10 protein-coding genes and 1 tRNA gene are annotated in these 14,867 nt (G+C 38.3%); 8 read left to right on the top strand and 3 right to left on the bottom strand.

Features of this window, described 5'->3' with window-relative positions; genetic code table 11:
• Positions 1-115 precede the first annotated feature (115 nt).
• Both ACSQ6I_RS08040 and ACSQ6I_RS08035 read left to right on the top strand, forming a co-directional pair.
• On the top strand, positions 116-2,365 hold the full coding sequence (locus ACSQ6I_RS08040) for a GAF domain-containing protein (RefSeq protein WP_438889980.1): 2,250 nt from the start codon (positions 116-118) through the stop codon (positions 2,363-2,365).
• A 62-nt stretch (positions 2,366-2,427) separates the two neighbouring features.
• Positions 2,428-2,499 (top strand) — tRNA-Lys (locus tag ACSQ6I_RS08035).
• 284 nt (positions 2,500-2,783) lie between these two features.
• Here the strand turns inward: ACSQ6I_RS08035 and ACSQ6I_RS08030 are convergent.
• Both ACSQ6I_RS08030 and ACSQ6I_RS08025 read right to left on the bottom strand, forming a co-directional pair.
• On the bottom strand, positions 2,784-4,235 hold the full coding sequence (locus tag ACSQ6I_RS08030; protein WP_438889833.1) for a tetratricopeptide repeat protein: 1,452 nt from the start codon (positions 4,233-4,235) through the stop codon (positions 2,784-2,786).
• 2 nt (positions 4,236-4,237) lie between these two features.
• Positions 4,238-5,728, bottom strand: a complete 1,491-nt coding sequence (locus ACSQ6I_RS08025) for an ATP-binding protein (protein ID WP_438889832.1) — start codon at positions 5,726-5,728, stop codon at positions 4,238-4,240.
• Between the two features lie 442 nt (positions 5,729-6,170).
• On the opposite strand from ACSQ6I_RS08025, the gene ACSQ6I_RS08020 reads away from it, so the two are divergent.
• The gene (locus tag ACSQ6I_RS08020; protein WP_438889831.1) at positions 6,171-7,043 is read left to right on the top strand and encodes an XDD3 family exosortase-dependent surface protein; all 873 of its coding nucleotides are present in this window, start codon (positions 6,171-6,173) and stop codon (positions 7,041-7,043) included.
• A 573-nt stretch (positions 7,044-7,616) separates the two neighbouring features.
• On the top strand, positions 7,617-8,906 hold the full coding sequence (eno, locus tag ACSQ6I_RS08015) for a phosphopyruvate hydratase (protein ID WP_438889830.1): 1,290 nt from the start codon (positions 7,617-7,619) through the stop codon (positions 8,904-8,906).
• A 68-nt stretch (positions 8,907-8,974) separates the two neighbouring features.
• Here eno and argC read toward each other — a convergent pair whose 3' ends face one another.
• Positions 8,975-10,033: an N-acetyl-gamma-glutamyl-phosphate reductase gene (gene argC, locus ACSQ6I_RS08010; RefSeq protein WP_438889829.1), complete on the bottom strand. Its 1,059-nt coding sequence runs from the start codon at positions 10,031-10,033 to the stop codon at positions 8,975-8,977.
• A gap of 717 nt (positions 10,034-10,750) precedes the next feature.
• On the opposite strand from argC, the gene ACSQ6I_RS08005 reads away from it, so the two are divergent.
• From ACSQ6I_RS08005 to ribBA, 4 genes are all read left to right on the top strand, one after another.
• The gene (locus tag ACSQ6I_RS08005) at positions 10,751-11,854 is read left to right on the top strand and encodes a hypothetical protein (protein ID WP_438889828.1); all 1,104 of its coding nucleotides are present in this window, start codon (positions 10,751-10,753) and stop codon (positions 11,852-11,854) included.
• Positions 11,855-12,017: 163 nt separating this feature from the next.
• A complete protein-coding gene (locus ACSQ6I_RS08000; RefSeq protein WP_438889827.1) occupies positions 12,018-12,302 on the top strand; it encodes a hypothetical protein in 285 nt (94 codons plus the stop codon).
• Positions 12,303-12,359: 57 nt separating this feature from the next.
• Positions 12,360-12,605, top strand: a complete 246-nt coding sequence (locus ACSQ6I_RS07995; RefSeq protein ID WP_438889826.1) for a hypothetical protein — start codon at positions 12,360-12,362, stop codon at positions 12,603-12,605.
• 164 nt (positions 12,606-12,769) lie between these two features.
• Positions 12,770-14,443, top strand: a complete 1,674-nt coding sequence (ribBA, locus tag ACSQ6I_RS07990; RefSeq protein WP_438889825.1) for a bifunctional 3,4-dihydroxy-2-butanone-4-phosphate synthase/GTP cyclohydrolase II — start codon at positions 12,770-12,772, stop codon at positions 14,441-14,443.
• Positions 14,444-14,867: the final 424 nt, after the last annotated feature.

The following is a 14,867-nucleotide window of genomic DNA, read 5'->3' as shown; positions in this document are numbered from 1 at the left end:
CCATGAATAAAATCTGAAAAATACTTTAGCTTTAGGCGCTAGGGATTATTTGTCACCAAAATTAATACCAAAAGAGCGCCTAGAAGAGTCAGCAACACCTAATATGGACTCTCGCATGAAAATAAATCCAGTTGAATCAATTTCCAATTTGACAAACTCAGTACCTCAGCAGGTTTTTTTCGGTACAGAAATAGATGAAAAAAGTAGTAGCGAGCAATTTCTACTCAGTATGTACGATTCTGTGCAGACATCTATATTTATCGTCGATGTTCTAGAAGACGGGGATTTTCGCTATCTAGCACTTAATCCTACCCATGAAAGGTGGTTGGGGATTCGCTCAGAGGAACTGCGGGGTAAAAAACCAGAGGATATTCTCTCTGCCATTGATGCGGCTAGAGTCCGTCAGCGTTATAGTGATTGTGTGCGCTTTGGCAAAACAATTTCCTATGAGCAATGTTTGCAATTTCAGGGTATAGATACTTGGTGGAGTACAACTTTAACACCGTTGCGAGATGCAGACTCTAGGATTTATAGACTGATTGGCACTAGTAGCAATATTACCCCCTCCAAACTAGCAGAACAAACGGGAATCAAACAAGCAGAACGAGAACGTTTGCTAGAAGCTATTACCCTGAGAATTCGCCAATTTCAAGATTTAGAAACGATTCTCCAGCAGACAGTTAAAGAACTGCGCCATTTATTAGAGAGCGATCGCATTTTAATTTATCGCTTTGAGCCGGATAATGGTGGTACAATTACTGCCGAATCAACAATTACGGCTGGTGATCCCCTACTAGGCAAAAAAATCAAAGATCCCTGTTTTGATGCCAAACATCGAGAACGTTACAGACGCGGTTGTATTCACGTAGTTGAAGATATTTATGCCACCGGTCTGCATCCTTGTCAACGGGATTTCTTGGCTGCCATGCAGGTACAATCTAATTTAGTTGTACCAATTTTATTCCAACAAAAGTTGTGGGGACTTTTGATTGCTCAACATTGCCGAGAAAAGCGACAATGGCAACAGGGAGAAATTGATTTATTCAAACAAATAGCCGTTCAACTTGGTATTGCTGCTCAACAAGCAGAACTGCAACAACAGGTAAAAAATCTGCAAGAGCAACTAGAATTACAAAAGCAACAGCACGCATTTAAGTTTCATCAGGTACAGAGTTTTCAAGCACTGTTACGACGGATTACTGAACAAATCCGCGATAGTGTAGATGTTAATCAAGTGCTGCAAACTGCAACCCAGGAATTAGCGCAATTATTGCAACTGGAACGATGTCAAATCGAACTGTATAACCCTTGCCAAACTTCAGCCACAGTTGTTTGTGAGTATAGTTCTAGTTCACCTCATTGTCAGGGATTAATGAGGGATATTGCAGACTTTCCTGAAGTATATCAGCCATTATTGCAAAAACAACCATTGCAAACTGTGGAAATTTTGCCTGGAAACTATCTACAAGTACAGGTTGTTTCCCAATTAGCTTGTCCCATTTTTGATGCTCAGGGAATTTTGGGCAATATTTGGTTAATTAAGCCAACAGAGGCGATATTTGAGGAATTAGAGATATCATTAGTACAGGAAGTTGCTAATGAATGTGCGATCGCAATTCGTCAATCTCAACTGCAAGAAAAAAACAAAGCACAGGTAAAAGAACTAGAAAACCGCGAACGTCACAAAAACGAATTTCTCAAAACCCTTTCTCAAGAACTCCGCACACCTGTTACCAGTATTAGCCTCGCTGCTCAAACTCTGGAAAGTCTGCTTACCCCAAACGGTATTATCGATCTAGAATTAGTACCGCAACTGTTGCAGATTTTACATAACGAATGTGGACGCGAAAGCAAATTAATTAACGATTTGCTCACCCTCACCTATCTCAAAATTGAACCCGAACCCCCGACATTAATCGCCATTGACTTACAAACCTGGCTAACTCCCATTGTCGAGTCTTTTCGGGATGTTACCGATTGTCAGAAACAAAACTTAAACCTGAGTATTGAGGACAAACTTCCGCTTTTAGAAACCGATATCACCGATTTTGAGCGCATTATCACAGAATTGCTCAATTATGCTTGTAAATGCACCCCCACAGGTGAATCAATCAAAGTCTCCGCTGACTTGAATGCAGACACAGTTGAGTTAAAAGTCACTCATTCTGGTGTAGAGATTCCCAGTCATGAACTAACACAGGTTTTTCAGCCATTTTACCGCTTTCCCAACAATTCTCCCTGGAAATCGACCAACACGGGATTAGAACTGGCTTTAGTGAAAGCAATGATCAAACGTTTAAACGGCTCAATTCATGTCGAAAGCAGCAATATGCAAATCACTTTCACAATTAGATTCCCGCTTTAACCAGTTTTTTAACTGCAACACTAGCGCCAGCGTCAAAAGTCTGATATCATAAATCCTAGTGTGGGTGAGTAGCTCAACGGTAGAGCAGTTGACTCTTAATCAATTGGTTGCGGGTTCGATTCCCTCCTCACCCACTAACTTCCAAGCTTTTTACCATTTGGCTTTGCCTAGTTCTTGCCTAATTTTAGGGAATATCCCCCCTCAAAAACCCTTATTTTGCAAGCCAGCCGATACTAAAATTTTGACTAAATTTAATAAAAACCCTGTCCCTTATTGGTTCGCGTGATTCATACTGCGATCGTATTTTTGCTACTTAGAGTATTCTCAGTCAAAAATGATCCATAACAGGGCTTACCCACTGTACAAATTAGAACTGTACAAATTAGATATGAGATAAATAAATGATAATTAGTCATTTTCAGCTTTTGGGACAGCATATCAGTAATTGACGTAAATTTTGGCTGATTGTCCTAATTGTGATCTTTAAGGTAATCTTACTATTTGCATTTTTCCAAGGAGGAACTATTAGCATACTTCTGACAATTAATAGCAAACCCCAAATACATTTTCCTTGATGCCAGTAGGTATTAGCCAACATTGCTAATGCTAATCCTCGTAGATTTTCACTACTAATTTCATCAGCAATCAACATAACTTGCTTAGATTCATCAATCGCTTTTTGGTGGTCTTTTAGACAACCATAGCAATAGGCTAAATTAGCTCTATTCAGAGCGGCATCTAATTTGCTCCCAGTTTGATTGTTAATAATTAAGGCTGAATTAAAACAATTGATTGCTGCTTTATACTGTTTTTCTACATAAATATAAAGACATCCAAGTGTATGTAGTATCTTAGCTTCCAGTTGCCTATTACTAATTGCATTGATTATCTTTAAGGCTTTTTGTAAAGAATTCATTGCATTATCATAATCTTCCAATAATATGTAGGTAGATGCTAAATTGTTTAAGGTATTACATAGTTGGTAATTTTCAAGATTTTTATCAACTGTATTTAGCTGTAATTGAATATATTTAATAGCTTGACTAGGTTCTCCCATATTAATGTAATTAGCTGCTATACCACCCAGTGCATTATATTGTATGCTTGTATCATTAATTTCTTGTGCAATTGCCAATGAATTTTTATGATATTGCATTGATACTTGATAATTTACTATGGAAATCATATTATAAATAGAACCTAACCCGTATAGCGATCGTCCTTCCATTTGTTGATCACCAATTTCTAGTGAAATTTTTAATTGCTGCTGATAATGAAAAAGTGCCTTATCAAATTCTTCTATGCAATTAACATAAACCCAACCCAAGCCACTGTGTGCTAAAGCTTCTGCTTTATGGTTGTTAATTTCACGGGCAATATTTAATTGTTCTTCATAGTAATCAATAGCAAGATTGGGTTTTCCTTTATGAGCATAGGCATTACCTAGACCATTCAACCAAAAACAATCTAAATCCAAATTGAGTTTATTTAAAATAATGCTGTATAGTTCAATTTGTTCACTATAGTAGCCCCAAATACCTAATTGTTCATGTAGTTCTTTAGTATGGGGAATAGTTAAGCGAATAAGTCTGCACGCTTTTTCCCATGCTTCTAATTCACAGAGATGGTGAAATATTTTCAGATAATGTTTTACTTGTTCTAGGTTAGAAGCATTAGGCTTAGGTTTATACATTGACCAATTTTTTATCGCTTCGTAATGAGCAAATTCCCAAAGAGAAATATTAGTTGAGAGAGATGCCACTGTCTTGATACCTAGTTGAGATAACACTAATTCTCCAGGTTTGGAGAAACTAACTGTTTCTAAAGGTTGTTGAGTTTTTACCTCTGCTTCACTAAATTCATGACTCATATTTACTTTCTATTTTTTGACTTCTTAAGTTGATGATATGCTGTGCTGCGAATTAGATTATGCTGTCTCAGCAGTAAATCATGATTATCATCAATCATTTCTTCAATCAGATAACGATCAAGTAGTGTATTCAACACTATAGATCGTTCTTCTTCATCTAATTCTAAATTTTCCAAAGTATGAAGGTAAAATATTTCTAATACTGGCTCAGAATAGACAGATGCTAATAAAAGCATTAAATAAGCTTTTGGCACATCATTAGCGAGTCGTTTAAAAGTTATTTCAATACGTTCTCTTACAGCCTTTTCCAAATGTCTGCTATATCTATCTAGTTTAAATACATCATCATCTAAATTGGTTTTTGATTCCTGTTGTTCCTGTTGACTTTTTTCAACTTTTTCCACTTCATGTCCATATTTCTTCCAGTAGGCTATAACATCTCCGTAAAAAGGTTCACTAATTATTTCCCCAGTAATTACTTGCAAGGCTAACGGATGTCCCTCATAAGCAGCACCAATTTTTTTAAGATAGGTTAAAATCTCTAAATCTGTGCTAATCTCCAACCTTGCTTGTTTGAAAAATTCTAATTGTTCTGTATCAGTCAATCCTTTAAGAAGTTGACAGTGCCAATGAGTCGGGTAACGCGAACCAATAGTATATAATTGCCTCGGTAAATCCTGAGAAGTAATGATAATTCTAGTCTGACACAAGTTGGCAGACAGCAAACAACTAAAGAACTTATTCCAATACTCATCCTTAAAATCGCTGTCAGGATTTAGTATGAATTCCAAAGAGTCAATCACCAGCAGATAGGGATTATTTTCTAAGCGGGTAACTACCCAATTGAATAATAGCTGTGTATCTTTACGCTCCTCTGTTGTTAGTGTTTCGCCCCAACCTGTTAGCATTTGAGCCGCTATACTGGCAAAATCTATATTTTGAGAATGGTCAAATCTATTTTGGTAATGGTCAAAATTGAATAGAAGAGATTGAGGAAAATCCCTTTGCAATTTTACTGCCAATTGGTCAGCGAAAAAAGTTTTACCAATGCCTGTTATCCCAGTAAGTAACAATATTCGGCAATCTTTTTGAAGTTTAGCAATGAGTGTAGAAATAAGTCGCTCACGTCCTACAATTTGATAATCAGGAGTATTAAAAGGTACTACCTCTTCAGAAGGAGTTATTTTCTGTGTTTCAGCAGGTAAATTTTGTTCTATGACAGTCCTGAGATTCTTTTTAGTAATTCTTATTCCTAATGCAGCAGACAGTTTTTTTAATAAATCAGAACCAATATCTCTGATAGCACCTTCACTATATTTATGTAATTCAGCTATTTGTGTATAGGTTTTATTATCTAACATTCCTTTGAGTACATTCATTTCTGAGTAATTCAAGGGTTTACCAGTCTGGGTAACAATTAATTCGCAGGTAAAATTTACCGCACGGTCAATATCCATAGGTAATGTAAATTCAAAAATTTTTTTGACGCTCATAAGCTAAATGTATCAGTTTTTGACTAGTAAGCGGCGAAAAACGACATTTTCCGACAAAATTTTTAATATAAGTCCCTAAAAATACCCGACATTGGCAGACAGACAAGGTTTTAAGATTCGAGTATATTCAGCTTGTGGGTTAAAACAAGCATATTCAGATTAAAATTCTGGGGCTATACAAACTCAGTCTGCCTAAGTGTACTAAAAGAAACTCAAAGATTTTAAACCAACTTACGTAGTTCTTACTTGGTAGATGTGATCTTGGTAAATGTGTTTTCTAATCACCTGGTGCTGAGTTATCAATCGAGATATTGAAGCGCAAAAAAACCTACCCTAGCAAGGTTAGGAAATTCAAAATTATTTCTTCTTTAGGTTATTTTACTAGACCTGCCTCTCTCTCAGCATTCAATTTTTCATCAAGTCAAATATTGAGGTAATTACCATGAAGACGATTCTTAAAGCATCAGGTATAATTATAGCTGGACTTACTCTATCTCTTTTCCATGTAAAAGCAGTTCTGGCTGGTACTGTACATAATAATTGGTATTATGCTTTTGATTCTCTAACTGATAGTATTAGCGGCACTACTGTTGGTGGAACAAAATATGAAATTGCTGGTATAGCTTATGGAGAAAAAAGTGGTCAATCTATTTTTGCAATTGTTAGTAAACTTCCCTTAGAAGGAACTAGCTCTTCATTTGCTGCTGATGGTGTTGTAGCTTGGGGAGATATTCTTTTAAACTTTACCACCGATAGTTTTAATGTGGCTAGTGAAAAAGGTAATTTAATGGGAATACGCTTTGTTAATAACAATGCTGCGGGAGTTCATGGTTTAGGTCTATATGATAATGTTGTTGCTAAATCTGTGACTACAGCTAATGGATTAGCTTTAGCAAATGTTGGAGCATATCATAATTATGTACAAAACAACGGGGGAACACCCTCAATGGGAGATTTGGCATTAAATACTTCTGAGATTGACTCCAGTAAACATATTCTCAATGTTATTGATTCTGGAAATTGGAAAGGTAATATTAATCTTTTGGATGCTAATGCTTTACAAAATCTCGGTTTTGATTCTAGTCATTTTGGAGTTCAAGGTTATAATACCATAGGAATAAGTCTTGATTCTTCTTTACTTCCTAATGCCAATTTTACTACTTTGTTGTCTCCTGAATGTGGTAATGACATAATGGCTCTCATTTATGGAAAGAAATCTGTACCAGAATCATCAACTACTTTAGGTTTATTGATTTTTGGTACTGTTGGAAGCTTGGTCATTAGGAATCGTAAAAAATCAGTTGCAATTAGCTAGAAATTGAATTTACTGTATTTCTAGGTAATCATAACTAATTGAATATTTGCATATTGCGATCGCTCTCTAGTCACGTTAACTTCACAAGATCGATCGCATTTCTTATGCACTGAAATTTCCTAATCATAAACTCTACTTCGATGTGCAATCATAACAAACATTAGTCTGAATCAGGATTTTCAGGATTTGAGGATTTTCAGAATTTTATATACAAATCTTAAAAATAGCCATTGATGTATTCAAGATAAGTAAATTATCAATAAATTATCCTGTACATCCTTTAATCCTGTAAATTCTGATTCAGACTAATGTTTGTTGACGAATTTCTACTGTATCCATAAATAATCTCTGAAATTTTAAGCAAATTATAACGTAATTAGCTGTGATTGCAGATGTAGTAGTAATCTGTGTTTTGTTTCTTACCCAGTAAACCAACTCCAAGCCTTCGCTATTGGAAATCTTCTTTAATGTCAGGCGATTTTGCCTCGGAAACGCCTATGCTAACGATTGGGTTAGGACTAAACTGTAAAGTCTTATCCCTTAAACACCATAGAAACGAAGGACAAAACACGAATGACTGCATTTCTAGATACCGCTATTGAAGCAATTGTATCCCGCGAAATCCTCGACTCACGGGGTAGACCAACGGTGGAAGCAGAAGTACATTTGGCTAATGGTGTTGTCGGACTAGCACAGGTTCCCAGTGGTGCGTCTACTGGCACATTTGAAGCCCACGAACTGCGGGATGATGATAAAAGCCGTTATGGAGGTAAAGGGGTACTTAAGGCGGTACAGAACGTCAATGAGGTACTAGCACCAAAATTGTTAGGTTTGGATGCTCTCAACCAAGAAGCCTTAGACAGAACAATGATTGCTTTGGATGGTTCACCTAATAAAGCGAATTTGGGTGCAAATGCAATTTTGGCGGTTTCTCTGGCTGCTGCAAAAGCTAGTGCTGAGTCTTTGAATGTTCCCCTATATCGCTATTTGGGCAGTCCTTTATCAAATTTGCTACCTGTCCCTTTGATGAATGTGATCAACGGTGGAGCGCACGCTTCCAATAACGTTGATTTTCAAGAGTTTATGATTGTACCTATTGGCGCTCCTTCATTCAAAGAAGCTTTGCGCTGGGGTGCGGAAGTGTTTGCAACTCTCAGCAAAGTATTGGATGAAAAAGGTTTGCTGACTGGTGTAGGTGATGAAGGCGGTTTTGCGCCTAATTTGGAATCTAATCAAGTTGCTTTAGAATTGCTGGTAGCGGCGATTAAAAAAGCTGGTTATAAGCCTGGGGAAGAGGTGGCTTTGGCTTTGGATGTGGCTGCAAGTGAGTTTTACAAAAATGGCCAGTATGTCTATGATGGCAAACCCCATGCACCAAGTGAGTTTGTTGATTATTTAGGACAATTAGTTGATGAATATCCAATTGTGTCCATTGAAGATGGCTTGCATGAGGAAGATTGGCAAAATTGGCAATTACTAACTCAGAAGTTAGGCTCAAAAGTGCAGTTGGTAGGTGATGATTTATTTGTCACTAATGCTACTCGCTTACAAAAGGGCATTGAGCAAAAAGCTGCTAACTCGATTTTGATTAAGTTGAATCAAATTGGTTCACTGACTGAAACTTTGGAAACCATTGATTTGGGAAATCGCAACGGTTTCCGTTCAGTTATTAGTCATCGTTCTGGTGAAACTGAAGATACCACGATCGCTGATTTGGCTGTGGCTACTCGCGCTGGTCAAATTAAAACCGGTTCTCTCTGTCGTAGTGAACGGGTAGCAAAATACAACCGCTTACTCCGGATTGAGCATGAATTGGGCGATCGCGCTATCTATGCTGGTACGGTTGGTTTAGGACCTAAGTAAGTTGTGAGTACCGAGTACCGAGTTCTGAGTGAATAAGTTACTCAAGACTCAGGACTCGTGACTCAGTACTAGGGATAAAATCCGACTTTTGGCAACCCCAAGGTTTCATCCCAGCCTAGCATCAGGTTCATACATTGAATTGCTTGTCCTGCTTGACCTTTAATCAGGTTGTCGATGGCTGACATGACGATAACGCGACCTGTGCGGGGGTCAACTTCTATGCCTATATAGCAAACGTTACTACCGCACGCCCATTTTGTTTGGGGATAAATGCCGCTATTACAAATTTTCACCCAAGGGGAATTACGGTAAAAGGCTGTGTAAATTGTAATTAAGTCATCACGGACTAATCCAGGATCGCGCAGTGAAGCGTATACAGTTGCCAAAATTCCCCGCACCATAGGGATTAAATGAGGTGTAAATTGGACTGTTACTTCGTGTCCGGCTAAATCGCTGCAAATTTGCTCAATTTCTGGTGTGTGGCGATGTCTGCCGACGTTATAAGCACCGAGGGAGTTATCTGCTTCGGCTAATAAGAGGTTAACTTTAGCTTGTCGTCCACCGCCAGATGTACCTGATTTAGCGTCAATAATGGCTGTTTCGGGGACTATTAAGCCTTGTTTGAGCAGTGGTGAAAGTGCCAGTAAGCTGGCTGTGGGATAGCAACCGGGACAACCTATAAGTTGAGCTTCGGCGATGCGATCGCGGTACAATTCCGGTAAACCATAAACTGCTGTAGCTGCAACAGTGCGATCGCTTCTTTGTGTTCCATACCAATTTGTATAAGTTGTCAAGTCACTAAATCTATAATCTGCACTCAGATCCAGTACTTTGCATCCTTTTTCTATCAGTTGAGGTGCGATTTCGCAAGCTAGTCCGTTGGGTAATGACAGAAATACGACTTCACAACGACTAGCAATTATTTCAGCTTCTACTGCTTCAATTTTTAAGTCAACTATATTAACGAAATGGGGGTAAAGGTCAGCAAATGATTTCCCGGCGCTGCTTTCACCACCTAAATAAACCAGTTCAACTTCTGGATGATCCATCAGGAGTCTGACTAGTTGGACTCCGCCATAACCTGACGCGCCAACAATCCCAACTGGTACGCGTCTTAAATTACCCATGATCTGAAATCCTTATCCGCTTTTGGTTGATCTAATATTAGCTATCAACAATCAAGCTTGTAGCTCATCGCTGACAACTGAATTATTATTGAACTTTCGCTGCATTGTATAGCAAATATCGTCTTTTAGCTTATATATAGCAGAAGGCAGGAGGCAGGAGGTAAAACACTCTTGCTGCTTGATAGCGCAGCGTGGCGTAAGCCATGTTTTGGTTATTCAGTTTCTACCTCATGGATTTGTAATCTGCTGTATTATTAGGAGTTAGGAAAGATGGGGCTAAAAACCTGATTCTTATGTACGGTTTGAAAACTGTAATCTAATATAATATCTAGACAATACCCATTACTCAACTTTTTGGGTGGATTTTATCGCTTCTTAGTTTAACTCAATTGTTGTGATTACCTAACTTTGTTGTGAATACTGGGGTATTTACTGAAGTTTTATTGCGGTACTTTTCTATTTAGTAAACAAACTAAACAAAAAATAATCAAGAAAAAATATTTACAACTGCTTTTAAATATGATTATATCATTTAATATGACATTTGCTACATCCAGCAATTCATAAAAAGCAGTTGATAGTTCATTTGGGAACACCTAGCAGGAACTACCAGCGCACCTTTTAAAGCAGGGGGACATAAACAGGTTGTGGTTAAGGTGATTGATGATCGGGGTAATGAATTGTTGGTTGTTAAGAGTTTGTAAGGAGATTAATTAAATGAATATCAATATTAATGAAGAATTTTCTGAAGAAATACAAATTGAAAATATAGACCAGTTTCTCGATTACTGTACTATTTATGACCCGAACATTTTACCAGGTACGAAAAGAACGATTGAAATTAATTTCTACACTGAAATTAATCTCCATAGACAAAAAACAACCAATAATTTTATACTAAAATATATTAAAACAGGAGATCCAGATAATTATTATGATGGTGATTATAATGATGAACTAAGTATCAGAAATATAAAGCGTCTCTATGTTTGCTCATCTCCATATTACTTTAATTTGTCTTTTAGAGCGAAAGAACATTTATTAAATCAAATTATCAGTAATAGAGATTCTTTATTCTATAATCTACAACTAAAACGTCAACTTATAAGCAATGCAAGTTATATGGAGAAAATCTATACTTATTATGAATATGGGATAAATAAAAAAAAGTGGTTAGTATTGCTGTTGCCTAAAAAGCTGGACTCTATATCTATATTAGATTTTGATGCCATACCGTCAGGATTTGGGGAAACCTTGTTAGAAGCTGATTTTAATTTTCAGCAAGCAAGAATGAGAAGTTTCAGGGAAAATTCTCAAAATATTGCAGAATTAGTCAGAGCAAATATCCCTTTGACAAAAGAGAAAATATTAGAGGTGTGTAGCAGATATGACAGAGAAATTAATTTAAGTAGTTTAAGTTTTTCTTTTCAAGAACGCGGCTTTTCTTTTTTTGAATCATCAAATTTCACTTTATCTTGTAGTTCTGAGAAGAGAAAGTTTATTCTTTGTGTGAATTTACAAAATAGTTCAGTTCCTGAAACAACGTGGAGAGTTGAAAAATTCTTATCTACTGATCCATCAGGAGAGCCTTTAAATGTGACTGTGAGTATACCTGGATTTGGTGAAAGTTTGGAAGAAGCCTTTCAACGCAGCGAGCAATCTTATCAAGATACTATATCTGATCCATCTGAGTTGGAACGGTTAGAAAGGGAACAGAGTAAAAAAGAAAGGGATGAGGACATGAGACATGAAGCCAGAGAAGAACAAGAACATCTCGATTGGTTACTATCGGAGGGTGGAGAAGATGCTTTTCCAGATTGAGATTAATACATGGCGGTTAAAAAATTATGATGAAAACCTTCACCTCCATATCAATTCGCCCCTGGTTATGAAATGGTGCTAGTGAACCAAATCAGGGAACAAGTTAAAGATTGGCGGGACAATAAGTTGTTAGTAGTTAGTAATTTCAATACTATAAAGTAGTATGAAGAAAAAAATTGGTTTTGGTTGTTTAGCAATTAGTCTTATCTTAATTGTTCTTGGCATTAAAGACATAAACACTAAGTCACCCTATGGTGAAAATGCACTTTGGCTTAATAATGGTAAAGTTTCTTATGCTACAACTGATCCTATTCAGCAGAGATTTCAATCAAGTGGATTACGTTATGAAAAAGAAATGCAAAGCAGAGGAACAAATCAATTAATTCTTTCTGCATTCTTTTTTGCAGGAGGTATTGGTTTACTGGTTATGAATACTAAATCTTCTTAATCAAGAGATTAGCAATAAAAATTAAATTAAAGTACAGGAAATACAAAGTAGGATGTTATGACCTACGAAGTTAACGGACCCATCCTAAATTACCCCTTTGATGAACCCTCTCGTTACTGGTTTATCAGGGAAGGCTATAAACCCGAATTAAAACAAGGTCGCCGTCCTGCTATTGTTTACCTACCCCGTGAAGGTGATATGGATTGGAATTTAGGAAAAGTTCTCAAGCCTTCCCACACTGATGAATTCGCGCCTGGTTATGAAATCTCCTCGGAAATTTGGGCGAAGTTCCGCATTCTATGAATAGCGATCACCCCTTAACAACCAGATCCCCGACTTCTTCAAGAAGTCGGGGATCTATCTGAGTGCTGAGTGCTGACACATGATCACTCCAGTTCCGATAAACAGGCTACAATCTAGAATAAGAAATTGTAAAAAAAATTTACGTTGGTAGCTGGAAATTTTCTGTGTCACAGCCTAAGACTAGCCAAGCTTTTGAATTTGATTCGATAGATGCCGCTTTGGCCGACCTCAAAGCAGGTCGTGTCATTGTGGTAGTAGATGACGAAAATAGAGAAAATGAAGGCGATTTAATTTGTGCCGCCCAATTTGCCACACCTGACATGATCAATTTCATGGCGGTGGAAGCTAGAGGGCTAATTTGTCTAGCCATGACAGGCGATCGCTTGGATGAACTAGACTTACCATTAATGGTGAGTACTCTGACAGATACTAACCAAACTGCCTTCACTGTTAGCATTGACGCTGGCCCTCATTTAGGTGTCTCCACCGGCATCTCAGCGGAAGACCGCGCCCGTACTATCCAAGTCGCTCTTAACCCAGCCACAAAACCTGAAGAGTTACGCCGTCCTGGTCATATTTTCCCACTGCGAGCTAGGGCAGGAGGTGTGCTTAAACGAGCAGGACATACTGAAGCAGCAGTGGATTTAGCTCGATTAGCTGGGTTGTATCCCGCCGGGGTAATTTGTGAAATTCAAAACCCTGATGGTTCAATGGCGCGGTTAACGCAGTTAGTACAATATGCCCAAAATCATAAGCTAAAAATTATTAGCATTGCCGATTTAATCAGTTATCGTCTCCAAAACGATCGCTTGGTATATCGAGAAATTGTTACCAAGCTACCGAGTCAATTTGGTCAATTTGATATTTACGGCTATCGTCACACCCTAGATAATACAGAACACGTCGCTATTGTCAAAGGAGATCCCGCAACTTTCCAAGATGATGCAGTCATGGTGCGAATGCACTCAGAATGTCTAACAGGTGATGCTTTGGGTTCTCTGCGTTGCGATTGTCGAATGCAATTGCAAGCAGCATTGAAAATGATTGAGTCTGCCGGTCAAGGTGTTGTTGTCTATTTGCGACAAGAAGGGCGGGGTATTGGTTTAGTTAATAAACTCAAAGCCTACTCTTTACAAGATATGGGACTGGATACAGTAGAAGCAAATGAGCGTTTGGGCTTTCCTGCTGACTTGCGGGACTACGGTATGGGAGCGCAAATGCTGATGGATTTAGGCATTAAAAAAATTCGCCTGATCACCAATAATCCCCGTAAAATTGCTGGTGTCAAGGGTTATGGTTTGGAAGTGGTGGATCGTTTACCCTTGTTAATTGAGGCTAATGATTATAATTCCTATTACCTAGCGACTAAAGCGAAAAAATTAGGGCATATGCTGTTACAAAGTTATCTAGTGACAGTAGCTTTGCATTGGGAAGATGACCCGCAATTAGTGATCAAACGCTATGAAAGGCTAGAAAAACTGCGCCATTTAGTGAGAACTCATGATTTATTGTTACAGGAAGAAGCTCGTCCATTGGCGATCGCACTATTTGATAAACCATCTTTAACTGTACACTTGGGTTTTGACCAAGCCAACGTGGCTGAATCAGATTGGTATCAGCAAAATGGTCATCCTTACCTGCAAGCAATCTGCCAAATTCTTGATGAACTAGTAAATTTACCCTACATCCACAAGCTAGAATTTCTCATTTCTGCCGGTAGTGATCCCTTGAGTAATTTGCAAGTACAACTAGACCGACAGCATTTCACCCATGATACACCGCCTTCATCGTTGAGCGATCGCTTGGAGACACAGAAAATTTACAGCTTTAGTAAATAGGCTTTCCTGCCCATTCTGACTCCTGAATTCTGTTTGATAAAGCCCGTAGGGGCGGGGTTTCCCCCTCACAGGGGTAGGTTTTTAATATTATCTGTGAAGGCAAGACCAGGAAGAATTTATACGTACAATAGTCTGTTAACGGAGTGTTATCGTTACCAAAAAAACATAATCCTCTACGGTTTTCCTCCCTTGTCACGAAGAGGAAAAGGGGCAGGGGGCAGGGGGCAAGGGGGAAGACCGGGACGGAGCTTGGACTCTGCCCCGTATAAGTGTCCTAGAAGGACGGGGCTTGTACCCATGTTCCGCTCCGCTCCACCCAGAGGGAAAGGGCTTGTTCCCCCCGCTCTCTGCTCCCTTTCCCCCTGCTTCTTCCGGTCACCAAGTCTTGCCTTGTCGCCCAAGTCTTGCCCTCACGACAATGTAA

Origin of the sequence: Anabaena sp. WFMT (assembly GCF_051781005.1) — a bacterium.
In the GTDB taxonomy this organism is placed as follows: Bacteria; Cyanobacteriota; Cyanobacteriia; order Cyanobacteriales; family Nostocaceae; genus Anabaena.
The sequence above is the reverse complement of the archived record's forward strand: the minus strand, read 5'-3'. Positions and strand labels throughout refer to the sequence as shown.

Coding starts and splice junctions, on each gene's coding strand:
- ACSQ6I_RS08005 (WP_438889828.1), top strand. CDS start 10,751: ATGAATATCAATATTAATGAAGAATTTTCTGAAGAAATACAAATTGAA.
- ACSQ6I_RS08000 (WP_438889827.1), top strand. CDS start 12,018: ATGAAGAAAAAAATTGGTTTTGGTTGTTTAGCAATTAGTCTTATCTTA.
- ACSQ6I_RS08025 (WP_438889832.1), bottom strand. CDS start 5,728: ATGAGCGTCAAAAAAATTTTTGAATTTACATTACCTATGGATATTGAC.
- argC (WP_438889829.1), bottom strand. CDS start 10,033: ATGGGTAATTTAAGACGCGTACCAGTTGGGATTGTTGGCGCGTCAGGT.
- ACSQ6I_RS08030 (WP_438889833.1), bottom strand. CDS start 4,235: ATGAGTCATGAATTTAGTGAAGCAGAGGTAAAAACTCAACAACCTTTA.
- eno (WP_438889830.1), top strand. CDS start 7,617: ATGACTGCATTTCTAGATACCGCTATTGAAGCAATTGTATCCCGCGAA.
- ACSQ6I_RS07995 (WP_438889826.1), top strand. CDS start 12,360: ATGACCTACGAAGTTAACGGACCCATCCTAAATTACCCCTTTGATGAA.
- ACSQ6I_RS08040 (WP_438889980.1), top strand. CDS start 116: ATGAAAATAAATCCAGTTGAATCAATTTCCAATTTGACAAACTCAGTA.
- ACSQ6I_RS08020 (WP_438889831.1), top strand. CDS start 6,171: ATGAAGACGATTCTTAAAGCATCAGGTATAATTATAGCTGGACTTACT.